This window comes from Kocuria rhizosphaericola (assembly GCF_044462205.1).
Lineage (GTDB): Bacteria > Actinomycetota > Actinomycetes > Actinomycetales > Micrococcaceae > Kocuria > Kocuria rhizosphaericola.
The window spans coordinates 42,944-62,188 of record NZ_JBISWK010000170.1 but is presented as its reverse complement, the minus strand read 5'-3'; the positions used below and the strand labels follow the sequence as shown (position 1 = coordinate 62,188).

The 19,245-nt window shown below is 74.4% G+C and carries 16 protein-coding genes and 1 tRNA gene; 5 read left to right on the top strand and 12 right to left on the bottom strand.

The window, feature by feature from the left end; genetic code table 11:
- Positions 1-279, top strand: a 279-nt coding sequence (locus ACH9D2_RS17490; RefSeq protein ID WP_396364101.1) for a LysM peptidoglycan-binding domain-containing protein, incomplete at its 5' end; no start/stop codon positions are given.
- Positions 280-349: 70 nt separating this feature from the next.
- A complete protein-coding gene (locus ACH9D2_RS17485) occupies positions 350-871 on the top strand; it encodes an Rv3235 family protein (RefSeq protein ID WP_396364100.1) in 522 nt (173 codons plus the stop codon).
- Between the two features lie 28 nt (positions 872-899).
- On the opposite strand, the gene secA is transcribed toward ACH9D2_RS17485, so the two are convergent.
- From secA to ACH9D2_RS17435, 10 genes are all read right to left on the bottom strand, one after another.
- A complete protein-coding gene (secA, locus tag ACH9D2_RS17480; protein WP_396364099.1) occupies positions 900-3,611 on the bottom strand; it encodes a preprotein translocase subunit SecA in 2,712 nt (903 codons plus the stop codon).
- A 191-nt stretch (positions 3,612-3,802) separates the two neighbouring features.
- A complete protein-coding gene (hpf, locus tag ACH9D2_RS17475) occupies positions 3,803-4,489 on the bottom strand; it encodes a ribosome hibernation-promoting factor, HPF/YfiA family (protein ID WP_396364098.1) in 687 nt (228 codons plus the stop codon).
- 89 nt (positions 4,490-4,578) lie between these two features.
- Positions 4,579-5,379: a phosphoribosyltransferase family protein gene (locus ACH9D2_RS17470; RefSeq protein ID WP_396364097.1), complete on the bottom strand. Its 801-nt coding sequence runs from the start codon at positions 5,377-5,379 to the stop codon at positions 4,579-4,581.
- A 90-nt stretch (positions 5,380-5,469) separates the two neighbouring features.
- On the bottom strand, positions 5,470-7,164 hold the full coding sequence (locus ACH9D2_RS17465) for an LpqB family beta-propeller domain-containing protein (protein WP_396364096.1): 1,695 nt from the start codon (positions 7,162-7,164) through the stop codon (positions 5,470-5,472).
- Positions 7,161-8,918 carry an MtrAB system histidine kinase MtrB gene (mtrB, locus tag ACH9D2_RS17460; protein WP_396364095.1) on the bottom strand — a complete coding sequence of 586 codons (1,758 nt, stop codon included), beginning with the start codon at positions 8,916-8,918 and terminating at the stop codon, positions 7,161-7,163. Before mtrB ends, ACH9D2_RS17465 begins: the two co-directional genes overlap by 4 nt.
- Positions 8,915-9,598 carry an MtrAB system response regulator MtrA gene (gene mtrA, locus ACH9D2_RS17455; RefSeq protein WP_396364094.1) on the bottom strand — a complete coding sequence of 228 codons (684 nt, stop codon included), beginning with the start codon at positions 9,596-9,598 and terminating at the stop codon, positions 8,915-8,917. Before mtrA ends, mtrB begins: the two co-directional genes overlap by 4 nt.
- Positions 9,599-9,760: 162 nt before the next feature.
- Positions 9,761-10,819 carry a hypothetical protein gene (locus ACH9D2_RS17450; protein WP_396364093.1) on the bottom strand — a complete coding sequence of 353 codons (1,059 nt, stop codon included), beginning with the start codon at positions 10,817-10,819 and terminating at the stop codon, positions 9,761-9,763.
- Positions 10,816-11,217: a chorismate mutase gene (locus ACH9D2_RS17445; protein WP_396364092.1), complete on the bottom strand. Its 402-nt coding sequence runs from the start codon at positions 11,215-11,217 to the stop codon at positions 10,816-10,818. The genes ACH9D2_RS17450 and ACH9D2_RS17445 overlap by 4 nt, the downstream gene beginning before the upstream one ends.
- A gap of 10 nt (positions 11,218-11,227) precedes the next feature.
- Positions 11,228-12,424: a tRNA 2-thiouridine(34) synthase MnmA gene (gene mnmA, locus ACH9D2_RS17440; RefSeq protein WP_396364091.1), complete on the bottom strand. Its 1,197-nt coding sequence runs from the start codon at positions 12,422-12,424 to the stop codon at positions 11,228-11,230.
- Between the two features lie 115 nt (positions 12,425-12,539).
- Positions 12,540-13,745 (bottom strand): cysteine desulfurase family protein, encoded by a 1,206-nt coding sequence (locus ACH9D2_RS17435; protein ID WP_396364090.1) that lies wholly within the window; start codon positions 13,743-13,745, stop codon positions 12,540-12,542.
- 58 nt (positions 13,746-13,803) lie between these two features.
- Between ACH9D2_RS17435 and ACH9D2_RS17430 the strand changes: the two genes are divergently transcribed.
- Complete coding sequence (locus tag ACH9D2_RS17430; protein WP_396364089.1) at positions 13,804-14,271, top strand: TrmH family RNA methyltransferase; 468 nt, start codon at positions 13,804-13,806, stop codon at positions 14,269-14,271.
- Positions 14,272-14,304: 33 nt separating this feature from the next.
- On the opposite strand, the gene ACH9D2_RS17425 is transcribed toward ACH9D2_RS17430, so the two are convergent.
- Positions 14,305-15,777 carry a trypsin-like peptidase domain-containing protein gene (locus ACH9D2_RS17425; protein WP_396364088.1) on the bottom strand — a complete coding sequence of 491 codons (1,473 nt, stop codon included), beginning with the start codon at positions 15,775-15,777 and terminating at the stop codon, positions 14,305-14,307.
- Between the two features lie 279 nt (positions 15,778-16,056).
- On the opposite strand from ACH9D2_RS17425, the gene ACH9D2_RS17420 reads away from it, so the two are divergent.
- Positions 16,057-18,126: a TPM domain-containing protein gene (locus ACH9D2_RS17420; RefSeq protein WP_396364087.1), complete on the top strand. Its 2,070-nt coding sequence runs from the start codon at positions 16,057-16,059 to the stop codon at positions 18,124-18,126.
- A gap of 136 nt (positions 18,127-18,262) precedes the next feature.
- On the top strand, positions 18,263-19,006 hold the full coding sequence (locus ACH9D2_RS17415; protein ID WP_396364086.1) for a PspA/IM30 family protein: 744 nt from the start codon (positions 18,263-18,265) through the stop codon (positions 19,004-19,006).
- Positions 19,007-19,133: 127 nt separating this feature from the next.
- Here ACH9D2_RS17415 and ACH9D2_RS17410 read toward each other — a convergent pair.
- Positions 19,134-19,207, bottom strand: a tRNA-Met gene (locus tag ACH9D2_RS17410).
- Positions 19,208-19,245 lie beyond the last annotated feature (38 nt).

The window sequence follows — 19,245 nt, the reverse complement described above, 5'->3', positions numbered from 1 at the left end:
GGCGACGTCGAAGGCGGCCCCGTGACCCCGGCGGCGCCCTGCGGCCCGCTGGCCGGGGCGCCGGCGGCGGAGCGCACGGTGGACGGCGCCGTCACGGTCGTGCGGGGGGACACCCTGTGGTCGCTGGCGGCCGCCCAGCTGGGTCCGGAGGCCTCCGACGAGCAGGTGGCCCGCGCGTGGCCCCGGTGGTACGAGCTGAACCGGGACGTGCTCGTGGACGGGCCGCACCGGCTCCTGCCGGGCCAGCGGCTCCTGGTGCCCCACGCCGGAGGTCCCTGACCCGGCACCGCCCCGCGTCTGCAGCACCCGCTCGCCCACACACCGCAGCACCGTTCCCAGGAGGCCCGTCATGAACGCACCCGCCGCCGGTTCCGACCCGATGGCCCGTCCGGTCGCGCCCGCAGCCGGACGCCCGGCAGCAGGTCCACCGGTCCGCCGCTCGCGGCCGGCGCCGCCCACGGCCCAGGGCGGGTACACGTGGGGTGCCACGCGCGTGCTGGGCCACGACGCCGAGGACGAGCTCGGCCGGGTCACGGCGCTGGCCCGGTCCATCGGCCAGGCGGCCGTGGAGGTCCTCGGCGGGAGCCGGCCCGCGGCGCAGCTGAGCCGCTGGACCACCCCGGAGATCGTCCAGCGCTTCCAGCAGCGCGCCGAGATGCTCCGGCTGCTGCAGGAGCAGTTCGAGGGCAAGGCCGCGCTGCAGGAGCTGCACCGCAATCCCCACGTGCGCAGGTGCCGGGTCTGCCGGGTGGACCGCGGGGCCTACGAGGTGGCCCTGGTGGTGGTCGAACCGCGGCGCAGCCGGGCCGTGGCCATGCGCGTGGAGCGCCTGGGCCGGGGCTGGAGCGTCACCCAGCTCGAGGTCGGCTGATCCGTCGGCGCCGCCCGCCCCGGCCTGCTCAGCTCTCGGAGGCCTCGGCGCTGGCGGCCCGGGCGCGGGCCCTGCGCCCCGCCCGGTTGGGCGACGTCTCGGCGGTCTCCGCCTCGTCCTCGCCGCCCGCCGCGACCGGCTCCGTGCGGGTCTGCGTCCCACCGGTCTCGGCGGGCGCGGTGTACTGCAGGAAGCTGGGTTGACGCGGGATCTGCAGGTCGACGGGGCCGCCGTCGGCGCCCACGCGCTGGCGGCGGATCTCCATCCGGTACAGCGTCGAGACCGTCTCCTCGCGGATCGTGCCCATCATCTCCTGGAACATCGCGTAGCCCTCGCGCTGGTACTCCACGAGAGGGTCGCGCTGGGCCATGGCGCGCAGGCCGATGCCCTCCTTGAGGTAGTCCATCTCGTAGAGGTGCTCGGGCCACTTGCGGCCGATGACCGACAGCAGCACGCGCCGCTCCAGGTTGCGCATCGCCTCCGCGCCGACCTCCTCCTCCCGCTGGTCGTAGACGAGGCGGGCGTCGGAGAGGATCTGCTCGCGCAGGAACTCCGCCGTGAGCCGTGTGCGGCCCCCGGCCTCCTCCACGACCTCGTCGACCGTGAGGGTCACGGGGTAGATCGTGCGCAGGGCCTCCCACAGGCCGTCGAGGTCCCAGTCCTCGGGGTGGCCGACCGCCGTGCGGTCCTCGACCGTGGAGGTGACGACCTCGTCGACGAACTGGGCGATCTGCTCCTTGAGGTCGTCGCCCTCGAGGACCCGGCGGCGATCGCGGTACACGGCCTCGCGCTGACGGTTGAGGACGTCGTCGTACTTGAGGACGTTCTTGCGCTGCTCGGCGTTGCGCCCCTCGACCTGGCTCTGCGCCGAGGCGATGGCGCGGGAGACGATCTTGTGCTCCAGGGCGGTGTCGTCCGGTGCCCCCGCCATGAGCCGCTGGGCGGCGCCGGCGTTGAACAGCCGCATGAGGTCGTCCGCGAGGGAGAGGTAGAAGCGGGACTCGCCCGGATCCCCCTGGCGCCCGGAGCGCCCGCGCAGCTGGTTGTCGATGCGCCGCGACTCGTGGCGTTCGGTGCCCAGGACGTAGAGACCGCCGACGGCGACCACCTCCTGGTGCTCGGCCCTCGTCTCCTCCTCGCACGCGGCCACCACGTCCGGCCACACCCGCTCGTACTCCTCCGCGTCCCGCTGCGGGTCCAGGCCCTTCTCCCGCATCCGGTCCACGGCGTTGAACTCGGCGTTGCCGCCGAGCATGATGTCGGTGCCGCGGCCGGCCATGTTGGTGGCCACGGTCACCGCGGCCTTGCGGCCGGCCTGCGCGACGATCGCGGCCTCCCGGGCGTGGTTCTTCGCGTTGAGCACCTCGTGGCGGACGCCGCGCTGGGCGAGCAGCTTCGAGAGGTACTCGCTCTTCTCGACCGACACGGTGCCCACCAGGACCGGCTGGCCCTTGGCGTGCCGCTCCTCGATGTCCTTGACGACCGCGGCGAACTTCGCGACCTCGTTCTTGTAGACGAGGTCGGGGCGGTCGATGCGGGCGAGGGGACGGTGCGTCTCGATGGACACGACGCCCAGCCCGTAGGTGTTCATGAACTCCGCGGCCTCGGTCTCGGCCGTTCCCGTCATGCCCGAGAGCTTCTCGTAGAGACGGAAGTAGTTCTGCAGGGTGACCGTGGCGAGCGTCTGGTTCTCCGCCTTGATCTCGACGCCCTCCTTCGCCTCGATGGCCTGGTGCATGCCCTCGTTGTAGCGGCGGCCGGCGAGGATGCGGCCGGTGTGCTCGTCGACGATCATCACCTCGCCCTTGAGCACCACGTAGTCCTTGTTGGCGCGGAAGAGCTCCTTGGCCTTGATCGCGTTGTTCAGGAAGCCGATGAGCGGCGTGTTCTGGGCCTCGTAGAGGTTGTCGATGCCGAGCCAGTCCTCGACCTTCTCGATCCCGGACTCGAGCACGCCGACGGTGCGCTTCTTCTCGTCCACCTCGTAGTCGGTGCCTGCGGCAAGACGCTGCACGAGGCGGCCGAACTCGGTGTACCACCGGTTGGCCTCCCCGGAGGCGGGCCCGGAGATGATGAGCGGGGTGCGGGCCTCGTCGATCAGGATGGAGTCCACCTCGTCGACGATCGCGAAGTTGTGGCCCCGCTGCACGAGCTCGTCGGGGCTCCACGCCATGTTGTCCCGGAGGTAGTCGAAGCCGAACTCGTTGTTCGTGCCGTACGTGATGTCGGCGACGTACTGCCGGCGGCGGGTCGCCGGGTCCTGGTTGGCCAGCACCACGCCGGTCTCCATGCCCAGGAACCGGTAGACGCGCCCCATGAGGTTGGCCTGGTACTCGGCCAGGTAGTCGTTGACGGTGACGACGTGGACGCCCTTGCCGGTGAGGGCGTTGAGATAGGCGGGGGCCGTGGCGACGAGGGTCTTGCCCTCACCGGTCTTCATCTCGGCGATGTTCCCGAGGTGCAGGGCGGCGCCGCCCATGAGCTGGACGTCGTAGTGGCGCTGGCCCAGGGTGCGGGACGCGGCCTCCCGGACCACGGCGAAGGCCTCGGGCAGCAGCCGGTCCAGGGACTCGCCGTCGGCCACCCTGGCGCGGAACGCGTCCGTCTCGGCGCGCAGCTCCGCGTCGCTGAGCTCCCGGAACCCGTCCTCGAGGCTGTTGATCGCGGTCGTGTAGGACCGCAGCCTCGTCAGGACCTTCTTGTCTCCGGTCCTGAGGACTTTCTCCAGGAATGACGCCACGTGCACACGCTCCTCGTGTTCGACTGCCGTGCTGGGACTGATGGGGGGGGTATCCGGCACCTTGTCCAGTCTACGTGAGCCGGTCCCGGTCCTCGGGCGCGGACGAGCCCGGTGGCCGCAACCACCGGGCTCTTCCGGGGCGGGACCCGGCCGGCACCCAGCCGGGCCGCCCCGCCGTCATGGGGGCGCGGTCAGCGGGCGGGCTCCGGCTGGTAGGCCCGGGCGCTCTCCTCGGACTCCTCGCCGTTGTCGCTGAGGCTGATCACGCCGTAGCTCCAGCCCTTGCGGCGGTAGACGGCGGAGGGCTCCCCCGTCTCCTTGTCGACGAAGAGGTAGAAGTCGTGGCCGACGAGCTCCATGTGGTCGACGGCCTCGTCGACGCTCAGCTCGGAGGCGGGGAACCGCTTGCGCCGGATCTCGACGGGGGTGACCGCGTCGGTGAGGCTCACGCTCTGGTCGAACGCCTCCTGCTCGGCGGTCGCGAGCTCCGCGGCGGTGGTGTAGATGGGCCCGGAGCTGGGGACCACGGGGAGGGTGCCGGTGGCCTCGTGAACAGCCGTGGGACGGTGGGCGCCGCGGTGCACCTTGCGCCGGTCGCGCGCCCGGCGCAGGCGCTCGAGGAGCTTGCTGTACGCCTCGTCGAAGGCGGCGAACTTGTCGTCGCCGCGGGCCTCGGCCCGCAGGACGGGACCCCGGCCGGAGACCGTGATCTCCACGCCCATGCCCTGGTGGCCGGGCAGCGCGTGGTCCTTGGTGACCTTGACATCAATGCGCTGGACCTTCTCGCCCAGCTCCTCGAACTTGACGACCTTCTCGGCGGCGTACTCCTTGAACCGCTCCGGTACGGCGACGTTGCGTCCCATGACGTTCAGTTCCATGATGCCCTCCAAATCTCGGGGGTGACGTGGGCGGATGGGGCCGCCCACCCGGGAGGATTGTTGCGTCCCGTGACTCAACGTTAGTTGAATCACACGGGATATTCACCAGGCCCCGGCCGGGCCGGGACCGAATCAGCGGTGAGCGGAACCGCCGGGGGACGCACGGCCGCGAGCACCACCGCACCGACCACCTCGGCCCCTCCGGCCCGCAGCGCGCGGGCGGCCTCCGCGACGGTCGCGCCCGTGGTCAGCACGTCGTCGACGACGACGCACCGGGCACCGGGGGCCGCGGCGCACCGCATGCTCCCGGACGGGCGGGCCCGCCGGCCCGCGGTGCCCAGCCGCTTCTGCGCCGGCCCGGGCAGCAGGGTCCCGCTCGCGCGGTGCCGCAGCCCGCGGCTGACGACCGCGCCGGCGGGGAGCACGCCGCGGCGCGCACAGTCGTCCAGCAGCACCCGCACGGGGTCGAACCAGCGGCGCCGCAGGGCGGCCGGGCTCGTCGGCACCGGGACGAGCAGGACGGGCCCGGGCGGCCAGTCCGGTGCGGCGGAGTGCAGGGCGGTGGCCAGGCAGGCGGCGAGCACGGGAACCAGGTCGGTGCGGCCGGTGTTCTTGAGCGCGAGCAGGCAGGTGGCGAGTCCGTGGGCGTAGCGCCCGGCGGCGACGACGGGCAGCGCCGGATCGAGCAGCGGCGCGGCCGAGGACGCCTCGAAGGGACGGGCGCAGGACCTGCGCAGCAGGAGGCGGCAGGCACGGCACAGCGCGCTCCCCGGGGCACGGCACACGGCGCACTCCACGGGCAGGAGCACCTCGGCGGCCTCGGCCAGACGGTCGAGCACCCGTGCGGCCGCCCGGTCGAGGGCGCGGGCGGAGGGCGGGGTCGCGGGCATGCGCCCATCCTGGTCCGGGTCCGAGGGCCCGGGCCGGAGCGGCGCCCCGTCCGGACTGCCGGTGCTGTGGACCGGGGCCGGGCGGGGTGGTCAGCCGGCGAACGCGGTGTCCAGCACGTCCTCGCTCTGCGGCGCCCAGGCGTTGCCGGTGAGCATGTGCAGGGTGCCGCCGGCCACGGCGTAGACGGAGGACGTGCCGTTGCCTCCGCTCAGCCCGGTGAGGCCCACGAGACCGGGCAGCTCGCGGAAGCGGCCCGACACGTCGTAGACGCGGGGCCGGACGGACCCGGTGCCGCCGAGCGGGGCCGCGACGAACTCCCGGTCGCTGAGCCACAGGGCCGCGTCCACGTCGACGTCGGCGTCCACCCGGTACGGCTCGTTGAGCCGGCGCGGCGTCCCGTCGGGCTCGCGCACCACGCCGGCCAGCCAGATCTGGGAGACCCCGTCGTCCTCGGTGACGACGAGCGCTCGCGTGCCCCCGCGCGAGATCCGCAGGGAGGACACGCTCCGCGCCGACAGCCACGAGGCCTCCACGCGGAGCGGGTCCCCCGCGCTCGGGCCGGTGCGCACGGCCCGGACGGTCCCGGCGGAGTCCCCGGTCCACACCCACCCGTGCTCGTCGAAGCTCGGGCGGGTCAGGCCGGTCCCGCTGAAGCGCTCCACGGGCGCCTCGTCCCGGGCCACGGTCACCAGGGAGCCCGTGCCCGTGTCCACGAACGCGAAGTGCTCGGCCGCGGCGTCCATCGCGGGACCGGACGGGTGGTAGCCGTCCAGCGGGGGGATCCCGTCCACGGCCTCGGTCTGGCCGCCCTGGTAGAACACGAGCTCGCCGTCGCGCAGCCCCACCTGGCGGGACGGGACGGTGACGTCCTGGACCGGCGCGGTGTCCGTCCACCCCGCGCCCAGCTCCACCGGCGCCCCGTCGACGAGCAGCTCCACGTCGTTCACCGCGGTGAGCGACCTGAGGCTCAGCGAGAGCTGGTCGTGCATCCGGCGGTTGATCTCGATGTTCGCCGGGTCGAAGTCGGGCACGCTCAGCTCCACCGTCGCGGTGCCCTCCCGCACGGGCACCGCCGAGCCCGCGAGCGTGGTCCCCGGCGGGAACGCCGAGGTCACGGCTCCCCGCAGGTAGGGCGCGGGGCCGCCGAGCAGGGCACGCACGATCGACGTGGACACGGGCACCCGGTCCGGGAACCACCGGGGGTCGACCACCACGTTGGACAGGTCCTCGTCCGCGAAGTAGAGGTGGTGGGGCTCGAAGATGTCCTCGAAGTCGGGCCCGGTCAGCGCCGTCGCGTCGGGGGCCTCGGAGATCCGCCACTGCCCGTCCACCTGGACCACGTCGAAGTCGAGCACCTCGGTGGCCCCCGCGGGCTTGCGCTCGATCACGCCGGAGCCGTCCACCACGCTCTCCACCTCGAGGTTCACGCGGTACTCGTTGTCCTCGAGGCGGGGCACCGGCGAGGCGTCGCCGCGGTGCACGATGGTGCGCGCGTCCGGGTGCCAGGTGCCGGCGAGCTCCGGGGTGAGGTACTCGCGGGCCACCGAGTAGTCGTCGGCCACGCCGGTCCCGGCCGCGAGGAAGCCCCGCACGATCTGCTCCGGCGTCGCCCCGTCGCGGGGGCCGGCCGGCTCGACGTCGTAGGTGGGCTGGGCCGCGGTCCGGGTGGGCTCGGCGTGCCGGTGCACGGGTCCCGTCCGGGGGATGGCCCCGCACCCGCCGATCGCCACGGCTGCGGCCAGGGCCAGTGCGGCCGTGCGGGTCAGTCTCCCGTTCCTGCTCATGGCCGGTCCTCCTCCACGTCGGTCGGCTGCGCCGCCGCGGCGGGGGACGCCTGCTCCGGCGGGGCCGCGGACGCCACGGCCAGGGACCCCGTCCTCGTCACCGCCGCAGTCTCCGGGTAGGCGTCGGCGTCGGGCGGCAGGCCGAGCGGGCTGTCGTCGTCGGGCCCGAGCCGCCGCCCGCGGGTCCGGGGCAGGGTGAGCCGGAAGCACGCGCCCTCCCCCGGCGCGCCCCACACGTCGAGCCGGCCTCCGTGCAGCCGCGTGTCCTCGGTGGCGATCGCGAGGCCGAGCCCCGTCCCGCCCGTGGTGCGGGCGCGGGCCGGGTCCGCGCGCCAGAAGCGGTTGAAGGCCTTGGCAGCCTCCTCCCCGGTCATCCCGATGCCGTGGTCGCGCACCGCCACGGCCGCGGCCACGTCGGAGGCCCCGACCACGACGTCGATGGGCCGGCCCTCCCCGTGCTCGAGGGCGTTGACCATGAGGTTGCGCAGGATCCGCTCGATCCGTCGCTGGTCCCCTTGGACGGTGCAGCGGGAGAGCTCCGAGCGGACCCGCACCGTGGAGCCGGAGGAGACGGCGAGCGGGGCGGCGGCGTCCAGGACGTCGTGCACCACCGAGAACAGCTCGACGTTGGCCACCTCGAGCCGCGCGGCGCCCGCGTCGAAGCGGGAGATCTCCAGCAGGTCGGCCAGCAGGGAGTCGAAGCGGTCCACCTGGTGGTAGAGCAGCTCGGCGGAGCGTCGGTTGACGGGGTCGAAGTCCTCGCGGGCGTTGAAGAGCACCTCGGCCGCCATCCGCACCGTGGTCAGCGGGGTGCGCAGCTCGTGGGAGACGTCCGAGACGAAGGTCTGCTGCATCGAGGACAGCTGCTCGAGCTGGGTGATCTGCTCCTGCAGGCTGTCCGCCATCCGGTTGAAGGACCGGGCGAGGCGGGCCACCTCGTGCGAGCCGCTGACGGGCATCCGCACGCCCAGGTCGCCGTCGGCGAGCTGCTCGGCCACGCGGGCGGTGCTGGAGACCGGACGGACGACCTCGCGGGTCACGTACCAGACGATCGCGCCCACGAGCAGGAGCAGGACGACGACCGACAGCAGCAGCACCGCGTGCATCGCGTCGAGGGTGCGCTGCGGCTCGGAGAAGTCGTAGACGAGGTAGAGCCCGTAGCGGCTGTTCTGGTAGAGGTCCACCACGGTGCCCACGACGATGACGGGGGCCTCCTCCCCGTTCTCCGTCATCCGGACCGAGGCGGGCTGCCAGAACACGCCGTCCTGCTCGGCGAGCCGTTCCTGGAGCTCCGCGGGCACGGTGCTCGAGGTCATCCACGGGCTCTGGCTCTGCGCGGGGATCAGGGTCTGCCCGCTCGTGAAGTCCATCGGGAGCAGGATCCAGCGCTCCGTCTCCGCGCCGTCGACCGAGAGCGCGCCGAGGGTCGAGGCGACGAGCGCCTGCAGCTCGTCGCGGTCGGACGCGTCCGAGGCGTCGAAGCTGTCCTGCACCTGCTCGAAGTCCGAGGTGGCCGAGGCCAGGACCTGGTCCAGCCGTTCGGTGAACAGCCGGTCCGCGATCTGGTGCGAGAGGAAGCTGCCCGTGACGAAGAAGGCCAGCGCCGTCAGGGACAGGGACACGGCGATGGCCCGGAACTGCAGGGACTGCCGCCAGCGGCGGGCCAGCAGGAGCCGGCCCAGCCGCAGCCGGCGGGTCGCGGCGCCGGCCGGCCCACGGCGCCGGGGGGAGGCGGCGACGTCCGGCGGGGTCATCGGGCGGACGTGCCCGCCTTGTAGCCGACGCCGCGCACGGTGACCACGATCTCGGGGCTCTCCGGGTCCCGCTCGATCTTGGAGCGCAGCCGCTGCACGTGGACGTTGACGAGCCGCGTGTCGGCTGCGTGCTGGTAGCCCCAGACGTCGCGGAGCAGCATCTCCCGCGAGAACACCTGGTGCGGTGCGCGCGCCAGGGCGGTCAGCAGGTCGAACTCGAGGGGGGTGAGACTGATCTCGTGGTCCCCCCGGTGCACGCTGTGCCCGCTCACGTCGATGGTCAGGTCGCCGATCCGCAGCTCGTGCGAGCCGGCGCGCTCGACGGGTCGCAGGCGGGCCTTGACCCGGGCCACGAGCTCGGCGGGCTTGAACGGCTTGGGCACGTAGTCGTCGGCCCCGGCCTCGAGTCCGCGGACCACGTCGACGGTGTCCGACTTGGCGGTGAGCATGACGACCGGGACGTCGGAGATCGTGCGGATCTCGCGGCAGACCTGGATGCCGTCCTTGCCGGGAAGCATGAGGTCGAGCAGCAGCAGGTCCGGGCGCACGGCCCGGAAGGTGTCCACGGCGGTGCCTCCGTCGTAGCAGAAGACGGGCTCGAAGCCCTCCGCGGTCAGGACGATCCCGATCATCTCCGACAGGGCGGCGTCGTCGTCGACGACCAGTATTCGCGCGTTCATCGCCTCTCCGGTTGTGTGGGGCGGACCCGCAGGGGCGGGGATCGCCGTGACCCCGTGTGCTCCGGGGCGTGGTGGTGGACCGGGGTCCACCTGCATTGTGGCCGATCGCGGCCCGCCCCGCACCTCGGCGCGGAGTGTGTCGCTCCGCCGGGTGGCACGGGCTCAGGCGTCGGCGGCGGTCCGGGCCAGCGCCGAGGCGGTCCCGGTGACCCGCGCGAGGACGTCGCGCAGCTCGGCGGGACCCAGGGCGTCGAGCTCCCCGCGCGGTGTGATCCGCACCTGGTCGAGGGCGGTGGCCGGCAGACCGAGGTCCCGCCAGACGGACCACACGTCCGCGGCCAGGGCGCGGTCCCCGGCCCGTCCGGCGGGCACCGGGACGACGCCCAGCCACAGCTGCAGGCCGTCCTCGACGAGGGCGGCGAGCGGCTCCCACCCGTGCGCCGAACCGGCGGGGGCCGGCACCTGCACGGCGTCCGCCCCGGCCTCCCGGGCGAGCCGGGGATCGACCTCGGGGGGCAGCCGCAGGGCGACGGCGGCGGCGCCGGCCAGCCGGCAGGCCTCGACGACGGCCGCCAGCGACCTCCGGGCCTCCGCCACGGGGACGGCGCGCAGGGTCCGGTAGCCGCTCATCGTGGGCAGGCTGCCCGCGAGCACCCGGGCGAGCTCGGGCTCGTCCAGCTGGACGAGGACGTCCCGGCCGGGCGCCGCGGCGCGCACCGCCCGGACGTGCTCGGCGACGCCGGAGGCCAGGGAATCCGCGAGGTCGCGGCGGGCGCCGTGGTCCTTGAGCGCCCGCTCCCCCGCGTGCAGGTGGAGCCGGGCCGCCAGGCTGAGCGGGCCGATGAGCTGGGTCTTGACCGGCGCGTCGTCGGGGCCGCTCTCGGCGCCGATCACGTCGGCGAGGACGTTGACGTCCCCGGCCAGCAGGGCGCGGGCGGACCGGGAGTCCTTGCCGGGTACCCCGGACACGCGCAGCCCGTGGGGCTGCTGGTCCGCGTGGAGCTCGTCGAGCACCGCGGCCGTGCGGGCGACGGGGTCGGCGGCCGCACCCCGGGCCGGCAGGACGGGCAGGAAGGAGATGTGCGGGGCGCCGAACTCGCCCCGCAGCAGCGTGACCGACTCGACGACGTCCGTGCCCGGCATCGCGCCGAGGGCCGTGCCCACGACGCCGGGGACGTCGGGGTCGGTGCGCCGGGGACCGGGTGGGGTGTCGCGCGTCACGAGGGGTCGTCGTCCTGCCGCCGGTGGTCCTCGGAGAGGGCCACGTGGTGGCGGATGACTTCGCTGATGATGAAGTTCAGGAACTTCTCCGCGAACTCGGGGTCGAGCTGAGCAGAGGCCGCGAGCGCCCGGAGGCGGCCGATCTGGGCCGACTCGCGGTCCGGGTCCCCGGCGGGCAGGCCGTGGGTGGCCTTGAGGACGCCGACGCGCTGGGTGGCCTTGAAGCGCTCGGCGAGCAGGTGCACCAGGGCCGCGTCGATGTTGTCGATCGTGCCGCGGATGGACTGCAGCTCGGCGAGCACGCGGGGGTCGGCCTGTCCCTGCAGCGAGGACGCGTCGGCGTCGAAGTCCTGGTGGGCCCGGACGTCGGAGGAGGCGTGGGGGTGCGGTGCGCTCATGCCGGCCAGTCTATCGGGCGGGGTCGCGCCGGCCGGCGAGGTCGGGGCGGTCCAGGGAGTGGGCGCGGTCGACCGTGGCCTGGCCGAGGACGCGGGTGCCCTGGTAGAGCACGACCGACTGGCCGGGGGCCACGCCGCGCATCGGCTCCTCGAGGCGGACCACGAGCTCGGGGACCGGGTCGCCGCCGGGCCCCTCGACGAGCTCGAGGCGGGCCCGGGCGGGGACGGGGTCCCCGTGCGCCCGGACCTGGGCGAGGACGGGGAACGGGGCCGACGCCGTCCCGGTCGCGGCCCCGGGCCGCAGGAGCGGTGCCGCCTCGGGCACGGGCGCCCCGGCCCAGGAGGGGCGGATCCCGCGCAGCTCGTCGACGGCGAGCATCGCCTGCGGGCCCACGACGACCTCGTTGGTCCTCGGCCGGATCTCCAGGACGAAGCGCGGCTTGCCGTCGGGGGCCGGGGTGCCGATCCGCAGGCCCTTGCGCTGACCCACGGTGAACGCGTTGGCCCCGGGGTGGGTGCCGACCACGTTGCCCTCGACGTCCTTGATCTCCCCCTCGGTCATCTCGATGCGCTCCGCGAGCCAGCCGCGGGTGTCGCCGTCGGGGATGAAGCAGATGTCGTGGGAGTCGGGCTTGCTCGCCACCGAGAGCCCGCGGCGGGCCGCCTCGGCCCGCACCTCGGCCTTGGACGGGGTCTCGGCCAGCGGGAGCAGCACGTGCTCGAGCTGCTCGGCCGTGAGCACGCCGAGGACGTAGGACTGGTCCTTGGCCCAGTCCGCGGCCCGGTGCAGCTCCCGCCGGCCGTCGGGGTCCTCGACGACCTTGGCGTAGTGGCCGGTGCACACGGCGTCGAAGCCCAGGGCGAGGGCCTTCTCGAGCAGGGCGGCGAACTTGATCTTCTCGTTGCAGCGCAGGCACGGGTTGGGGGTGCGCCCGGCCGCGTACTCGGCCACGAAGTCGTCGACGACGTCGGCCTGGAACCGCTCGGAGAAGTCCCACACGTAGTACGGGATGCCGAGGACGTCGGCGGCGCGCCACGCGTCCCGGGAGTCCTCGATCGTGCAGCAGCCCCGGGAGCCGGTGCGCAGGGTGCCGGGAGTGCGCGAGAGCGCGAGGTGGACGCCCGTCACGTCGTGGCCGGCGTCGACGGCGCGGGCCGCCGCCACGGCCGAGTCGACGCCGCCGCTCATGGCTGCCAGTACTCGCACGGTGAGATCGTCTCCAGGGGTCGGGGGTTCGTGGTCCGTGTCGTCAACGGGGCGCGGCGGGCCGGTATTCCCCGGTGCGTCAGGGCGCCGCCGGCCGGCCCGGGCGCGTCGGGGCTCAGGCCGGCGCCGCCCCGGAGAGCCCGGCGCGCAGCGCGCGCCGGTGGACCTCCGGCAGCGCGGCGAGGAGGGCGTCGACGTCGGCACCGGTGCTGGTGCGGCCCAGGCTGAAGCGCTGCGCGCCGCGCGCGGTGGCCTCGTCCAGGCCCATGGCCAGCAGCACGGAGGACGCGCGGGGCACCCCGGCGTGGCAGGCCGAGCCGGTGGAGGAGGCGATCCCGGCCCCGTCCAGCAGGAACAGCAGGGAGTCCCCCTCGCACCCGGGGAAGGTGAAGTGGGCGTTGCCGGGCAGCCGGGTGCCCGCGTGCTCCCGGTCCTCCGGTCCCCGCAGGACGGCGTCCGGCACGATCCGGCGCACGCCCTCCACCAGCCGGTCGCGCAGCCCGGCGAGCCGCTCCGCCTCGGCCTCCCGCTCCGCGGCGGCCTCCCGGGCCGCCACGCCGAACCCGGCGAGCGCGGCGGCGTCGAGGGTGCCCGAGCGCACCGTGCGCTCCTGGCCGCCGCCGTGCTGGACGGGCGCCAGCCCCACGGTGCGCCCGGCCACCAGGGCCCCGGCGCCCACGGGACCTCCCAGCTTGTGGGCCGAGACGGCGAGGGTGGTGAGCCCGGGCAGGTGCGCGTCGACGGGCAGGGAGCCGAAGGCCTGCACGGCGTCGCAGTGGAAGGGGACCCCGAACTCCTCCGCGAGCGCGGCGAGCTCGGCGACGGGTTGGACGGTGCCCACCTCGTTGTTCGCCCACATGACGGTCAGCAGCGCGGTGGAGCCGGGGTCCCGGGCCAGTTCCTCCCGCACCGCGGCCGGGTCCACCCGGCCCGCCGCGTCGACGGGCAGCCAGACGGCCTCGGCGCCCTCGTGGGCGGCCAGCCACTCGACGGTGTCCGCGACCGCGGCGTGCTCGACCGCCGAGGCGAGGACGCGCCGGCGGCGGGGGTCCCGCCCGCGCCGGTGCCGGTACAGGCCCTGGACGGCCAGGTTGTCGGCCTCGGTGCCCCCGGAGGTGAAGACCACCTCGACGGGGTCCGCGCCCAGCGCCGCCGCGACCTCGTCGCGGGCCTGCTCCACGACGGCGCGCGCCGCGCGGCCGGGCCGATGCAGCGAGGACGGGTTGCCGCCGCGCGCCAGCTGCTCGGCGACCGCGGCGAGCGCGGACGGGCGGAGGGGCGCGGTGGCGGCGTGGTCGAGGTAGACGGGCTCGTGCAGCACGCCCGCCAGTCTAGGGGCCCGGCCTGGGCGCGCGCCCGGCGTCCGTAGACTGGCGGTCATGCTCCGCATCCTCTTCCACACCCCCGAGATCCCGGGCAACACCGGCAACGCCATCCGTCTCGCCGCGGTCACCGGGGCCGAGCTGCACCTCGTGGAGCCGCTGGGCTTCGACTTCGGCTCCGCGCACCTGCGCCGGGCCGGCCTCGACTACCACGACCTCGCGGTGCTGACCGTCCACCCGGACCTGGACGCGGCCTGGGCCGCCCTGGCACCGGAACGGGTCTGGGCGTTCACCACCGACGGCGAGATCGGGCACACGGACGTGGCCTACCGCCCCGGGGACGTGCTCTTGTTCGGACCCGAGTCGGTGGGCCTGCCCGCGGCGGTGAAGGCGGACCCGCACGTCACCGCGCGGGTCCGCATCCCCATGCTGCCGGCCCGCCGCTCGCTGAACCTGGCGAACTCGGCGTCCATCGCCGTCTACGAGGCCTGGCGCCAGCTGGGCTTCGCGGGCGCCGGGCGCTGAGCGCCCGGACGGGAACCGCCGCCCGGGCGCTCGCTACTGCTCGTCGGCGTCGCCGACCGTGACCTCGACGGTGCGCTCCTTGCCGTCCCGCACGAACGTCATCGTCCCGGTGCCCCCGGCGGGCAGTTCGCGCACGGCCGCCGTCAGGGAGTTCGCGTCCTGGATGCGGTGGCCGTTGAACTCCGTGATGACGTCGTCCACCTCCAGCCCGGCGTCGTCGGCCGGTGAGCCGGGCACCACCTGCTGCACCGCGGCGCCGTCGGAGAAGGCCTGGCTCCGGCCGTCCGCGCCCGGAGCGGCGCTCACGCTCGTGCCGAGGTAGCCGTGCGTGGCCCGGCCGTTGTTGATGATCTCCTCGGCCACCCGCTTCGCGGTGTCGACCGGGATCGAGAAGCCCACGCCGATGTTGCCGGCCTCCGTGCCGGAGCCGGCGGAGGCGATGGCCACGTTGATCCCGATCACCTCGCCGTCCGTGTCGATCAGCGGCCCGCCCGAGTTGCCGGGGTTGATGGCGGCGTCGGTCTGGATCACGTTGAGGTACACCGACGGCGAGGAGCCCTGCGAGCGGCCGCCGGGGCCGCCGTCCTCGTCGGGGAGGTTGAAGAAGAAGTCGTTGCCCCGCTGTTCGCTCTCGCCCTCCGACGGCGTGCTCGGGGCGGCGGAGGAGGCCACCGTGATGGTGCGGTTGAGGGTGGAGACGATCCCGTCGGTCACCGTGCCCGCGAGGCCCAGCGGGGCGCCGATGGCGATGGCCGTGTCGCCGACGTTCACCTCGTCCAGGGAGCCCAGGGTCGCCGGTGTCAGCCCCGGGGCGTCGACCTTCAGGACCGCGAGGTCGGACAGCGGGTCGGTGCCGACCACCTCGGCCGGGAGCACCCGGCCGTCGTCGAGCTGCACCTCGAGGGAGGGGCTGCTCGTGGTGCCGTCGAGGGTCACCACGTGCGTGTTGGTGAGGATGTGCCCCACCTCGTCGATGACCACCCCCGACCCGGAGCCGTTCTGGCCCCCGCCGGACGCGGAGATCGTCACCACGGACGGGGACGCCTTCACGGCCGCCGCCGTGACCGCGTTCACCTCGTCCTGGTCGTTGACGATGATCGAGCTGGTCGTCGACCCGCCCGCGGCGGGTGCCGGGCCACCGCCGTCCAGCAGGGTGTCCGTCCCCACGGCCGCCCCCGCACCGACCAGTGCGGCCAGGACCATGCCCGTGAGGAGGGAGCTCCCCGAGAAGCGCCGCGGCTCCCGGCGGCCCCCGGCGCCGTTCCCGGCGCCGTTGCCGGCACCGTTGCCCCACGGGTGCCGGGCGGAGGGGTCCCCGACGCCCTGCCACGCGCCGTGGAAGGCTCCGGCGTCCTGCCCGGCGCCCGGCCGCGCCCCGTAGACCGGGCGCACGTCCTGCTCGCCGCCGGACGCCCACGGGTCGTGGGCGGGACGGCCGGTGACCGCGGGCAGGGGCTGCGTGAGCTGCGGGTCGGCACCGGAACGGGGGTCGCGGGGCTCGGACATGAGGTCTCCTCCTGGGAACGGACAGGCCCGGTCGGCCCCGGTGGTGCAGGGCGGCGCGGGCGGCTCTGTCCCCAAGTATCCACACCCGCACTGAGACGACGCTGAGAGTCCTGGCCGCGCCCCGGACGCCACCCGGACGCACGCCGTGGATCCGCCGGATGCCCCCCGGCAGGTCATCAGCCGCCTTGCGATTTCGCCCTGCGCGTAGGTCCGGTGCCGATCGCCACGCCGTGGCACCCCCGTCCTAGAATCGGGAGCACCGACCACGTGAGGGAGATCATGCACTGGCGCCCCATTGCCCGCCGGACCGTCGCCGGCTGCGGTCTGACGCTCGCCCTGCTCGTTCCCGCGGGAGCGGCTGTCGCCCAGCCACCCGTGGACGTGCCCCCGGGCGAGCGGATCGTCGACGAGGCCGGGGTCCTGGAGGACCCCTCGGCGCTGGCCGCGGACGTGCGCGAACTCGCCACCCAGGAGGGCATCACCCTGACGGCAGTCTTCGTCGACTCCTTCACCGACCCGTCGGACCCCGACGCGTGGCTGCAGGAGTTCGCCGAGGTCAACGATCTCGGCAGCTCGGACGCGGTGCTGGTCGTCGCCACGGAGGACCGGCAGCAGCGGTTCTCCGCGTACTCGACCGGGCCCCTGAGCACCGAGCAGCAGGAGCGCATCAACCGGCAGTACATCACGCCGGCGCTCGCGGCCGACGACTGGGACGGCGCGGTCCAGGGCGCGGTCGAGGGCATCGAGGCCGAGCTCTCCGGCGCGCCCGCCGCCGGGACCGCGGACAGCGCCGACGGGGGCGGCGCGGGATTCGGCCTGCTCGGCCTCGGGGCGCTCGGCCTGGGCGGGCTCGCCGTGTACGGCATGGCCTCCCGCAACAAGAAGCGGCGGCAGCAGCAGTCCGCCCCGCAGGGCGTCCCGGGCGGCCGGGGCGGTCCGCAGGGCCCCGGCGGCCCCCACCAGGACGTCCCGGTGCCGGAGCTGCGCAAGCGGGCCGGGGAGCTGCTCGTGGCCACCGACAACGCCATCCAGCACTCCGAGCAGGAGCTGGCCTTCGCGCAGCTGCAGTACGGGGACGAGCAGGTCGAGCCGTTCCGCCGCGCCATCCAGGACGCCAAGAAGCACATGCAGGCCTCGTTCGCGCGCCAGCAGCAGCTCGAGGACCACATCCCCGACACCGAGGAGCAGCAGCGGGCGTGGCTCGGGGAGATCATCGCCCGCTCCCAGGACGCCCAGCGCCCGCTGCAGGAGCACCAGGAGGCCTTCAGCGCGCTGCGCCGGCTGGAGTCCCGCGCCCCGCAGGCCCTCGAGGACGTCCAGCGCCAGGCCGAGGCCGTGCGCCCCCGCTTCGCCACGGCCGACGCCCGGCTGCGGGAGCTCACCGCCCACTACAACGAGACCGCCCTCGCCCCCGTCAAGGACAACATCGACCAGGCCCGGGACCGGCTCGACTTCGTGGACACCGCCGTGGAGGAGGCCCGCACCGACCTCGCGGCGGGGCGCACGAGCGACGCCGTGCTGGACATCCGCGCCGCCGAGGAGGGCGTGGGGCAGGCCGGCGGTCTGCTCGACGCCGTGGAGCACGCGGCCACCGAGCTCGCCCACGCCGAGGAGTCCCTCAAGGACGCCGTGACCATCGCCCAGCGGGACGTCGCCGAGGCGGACGCCCTCGTCCGCCGCGGCTCCAACCCGGAGCTCGCGGGAGCGGTCGCCGGGGTCAGCGCCGTCCTGGGGACCGTCGAGGAGCAGATGGGCGCGGGCCGGATCGATCCGCTCGGCCTGAGCCGGCGCCTGGCGGTGGCCAAGGACGAGCTCGACAAGGGACTCGCGTCGGTGCGCTCCCAGAACGACCGGGACCGCTCCGCGCGCGAGACCCTCGCCCACACCCTCGTCTCCGCGCAGGCCCAGCTGAGCTCGGCGAGCGAGTACATCTGGGCCCGCCGCGGCGGTGTCGGCCCGGAGGCGCGCACCCGCCTGGCGGAGGCCGAGCGCTACCTCGAGTCCGCCCAGCAGTCCCGGAAGTCGGACCCCTCCGAGGCGCTGACCTACGCCAACGAGGCCGTCCGGCTCGCCGGCGAGGCCCAGTACATCGCCCAGCAGGACGTCGACTCCTTCTCCTACGGCGGCTTCGGCACGCCCGTGGGCATGGGCGGCCACCGGGGCCGCTCCAACAGCGGCCTGGGCGGCGCGATGCTGGGCGGCATCCTCCTCGGCTCGATCCTCAACGGCGGCGGCGGCTTCGGCGGCGGCGGCGGCTTCGGCGGCGGAGGCGGCGGCTTCGGCGGCAGCTTCGGCGGGGGCTTCGGCGGAGGAGGAGGCTTCGGCGGCGGCATCGGGGGCAGCTTCTGATCCCGCTCGCCGGGCGCCCGCCGCGCCGGGACGGCCCAGGCACCCGCCCCTCCCCCACCTTGTCCACCCCACGATCCCTGTCCGGCCCACGATCCCGGGAGGCCCTCCCGGGACGCACCAGAGGAGAGAAGGAACCATGATCAAGCAGTCCATCTTCGGCCGCATCGCCCAGCTCGCGAAGGCCAACATCAACGCCATGATCGACGCCGCCGAGGACCCGCAGCTCATGCTGGACCAGATGGTGCGCGACTACACCGAGAACATCCGCGAGGCCGAGGCGGCCGTCGCGCAGACCATCGGCAGCCTGCGGTTGCTCGAGCAGGACCACGCGGAGGACGTGCGCGAGGCCCAGGAGTGGGGCAACAAGGCCCTGGCCGCCTCGAACAAGGCCGAGGAGTACAGCGGCGCCGGCAAGGCCTCCGAGGCCCAGAAGTTCGACAACCTCGCCAAGGTCGCCCTCCAGCGCCAGATCCAGTACGAGACGGAGGCCCGCGGCGCCGAGCCGCAGATCCAGTCCCAGACCGAGGTCGTGGAGAAGCTCAAGGACGGGCTCAACAAGATGCGGGGCAAGCTCCAGGAGCTGTCCAACAAGCGGGACGAGCTCAACGCCCGGCAGAAGACCGCGCAGGCGCAGGCGCAGGTCCAGGACGCGCTGAAGGCCTTCGACGTGCTCGACCCGACGAGCGAGGTGTCCCGGTTCGAGGACAAGATCCGCCGCGAGGAGGCCCGCGTCCTGGGCCAGCAGGAGCTCGCCGCGTCCTCCCTGGACGCGCAGTTCGAGTCCCTCGAGTCCCTCGGCCAGCAGAGCGAGATCGAGGCCCGCCTCGCGGCCCTGAAGTCCAGGAACGCCGAGCGCATCGTCTCCTCCGAAGAGGTCTGACGGAATCCCCTCACCGGGAACCGGGGAAGGCCCCACGGCCGCGGCCGTGGGGCCTTCCGTCTGCCCGGACGGACCCGGTGCACGACGAAGGCCCCCGGACCGTGATGGTCCGGAGGCCTTCTGGAAGTTGCGGGGGCAAGATTTGAACTTGCGACCTCTGGGTTATGAGCCCAGCGAGCTACCGAACTGCTCCACCCCGCGGCGACATGTATGACTATACGTGCCGCGGGGTGGACCCG